Origin of the sequence: Brevibacterium pityocampae (genome assembly GCF_039541555.1) — a bacterium.
Taxonomy (GTDB): domain Bacteria; phylum Actinomycetota; class Actinomycetes; order Actinomycetales; family Brevibacteriaceae; genus Brevibacterium; species Brevibacterium pityocampae.
This window is the reverse complement of the sequence record NZ_BAABGL010000026.1, coordinates 1-1,544: the sequence shown is the minus strand read 5'-3', so window position 1 is coordinate 1,544 and position 1,544 is coordinate 1. Positions and strand designations below refer to the sequence as shown.

The window sequence follows — 1,544 nt, the reverse complement described above, 5'->3', positions numbered from 1 at the left end:
GGGGTATTTCGACGGGGCCATCAGAGAATCGATGTCCTTTCAGGATGTTTGGCTTACCCTCAATCAAACCAAGGACGATTCACCTCGCAACTGCTTCGTCATTGTGTGCTGGTGAACCGTGCATCCCGTCGACGCCGGCCAGGTGAACCTATGCAAAGCGCTGAGCTGGTGGCGGCCGATCTAGTTCAGGCCGTGTCCCCGTCCCTCATACCGGACGCAGGCTCCCGCAGCATCCCGAGGACCAGTCCCGCCACCCCGACGGTGACGAAGACGTCGGCTGCGTTGAAGGTGGGAAACCAGCCGGTGTGCAGATAATCCACCACGCCGGCCCCGCCCAGTCGATCTACAAAGTTCCCCAAGGCCCCGCCCAGCAGCAGAACGGCTCCGCCTCGGGCCACTGTGCCCATAGCACGGACGTTCGCCAGCAGATACCACACCAATCCGGCGAGGACCAGCCCGGTCCCGGCGATCACCATCCAGGCAGGCAAGGACGCCCCGAGGCTGAAAGCCACCCCCGGATTGTAAAAGACGCGCAAGCTGATCCAGCCCAGATCGACTACCTGCCCAGCGGGTAAAGCGGTCTGAGCCAGGACCTTGAGCCCCAGATCCACCAGTGCCAGGATCCCCGCCCCGCCCAACAGCCCAACCACCTCGCGAGGCCGGGGCCGCTGTACAGACGTAGCGCTCACCGGCTGACCACGGGTGTCGACACCAGACGGTGGGGGCACCAACCCGTGGCCGGCCGACGCCTCGGCACCCGCACCCTGCAGCGGCGAGGCTGCCGCAACGGCCAACGCAGGCCCAAACCTGTCCCATCATTTCTTATCGTCACCCTCAGATGCTACCGGTTCAGGCTATTGCCTCTCGGGGAGGAACAGGCCGGACTTCTTCGTGGGCCCCACCGTGATACGACCACCTCCGAACGACCCGCCTGGTGCGCCCTGCTGGCTCTGATCCCGTCGAGTGCCACCGTCCTCACGGCCGGCGGCACGACCCGCACCGTCCCCGTCGAGCGCCTCGTCCCCGGGGACATGCTCCGGCTTGTCGCCGGTGAGCGCTTGGCCACCGACGGCATCGTGCGCTCCGGGGACAGCAGCCTGGACGTCTCGGCGATCACCGGCGAATCCATTCCCGTCGAGGTCAGCCGCCGACATCGGCATCGCCATGGGAGCCACGGGCTCGGACGCGGCGGTCGAATCGGCGGACGTGGCTTCACCTGCGATGATCTGCGCCTGATTCCTCGCACCGTCGATCATGCGCGCCGGGGGCGGCGCATTATCAACCAGAACATCGTCCTGTCGCTGGCGATCATCACCGTGCTGCTGCCGCTGGCCATCACCGGAGTCCTCGGCCTGGCTGCCGTCGTCCTCGTCCACGAGATCGCCGAAATCATCGTCGTCCTCAATGGACTGCGTGCCGCCCGCAGATCTCGGCAAACCACTGTGGATCGATCCATGGGCTCTAGGGCGTGTCCGATAAATGGTGTAGCCACGCAATAGCCGCGTTGAGTACGACTGCTGCGCGGTAGACGATGGCGAGTTTGT

At 65.3% G+C, this 1,544-nt stretch carries 1 protein-coding gene and 2 pseudogenes; 2 read left to right on the top strand and 1 reads right to left on the bottom strand.

The features are described 5' to 3' along the window. Positions 1 to 185: 185 nt before the first annotated feature. On the bottom strand, positions 186 to 689 hold the full coding sequence (lspA, locus tag ABD883_RS11985) for a signal peptidase II (protein WP_137318385.1): 504 nt from the start codon (positions 687 to 689) through the stop codon (positions 186 to 188). Between the two features lie 45 nt (positions 690 to 734). Between lspA and ABD883_RS13815 the strand changes: the two are divergent. After that, a pseudogene (locus tag ABD883_RS13815) lies at positions 735 to 1,112 on the top strand (P-type ATPase actuator domain-containing protein); the annotation flags it as partial. Between the two features lie 34 nt (positions 1,113 to 1,146). Then, positions 1,147 to 1,499: pseudogene (locus tag ABD883_RS11980) on the top strand (heavy metal translocating P-type ATPase); the annotation flags it as partial. Positions 1,500 to 1,544: the final 45 nt, after the last annotated feature.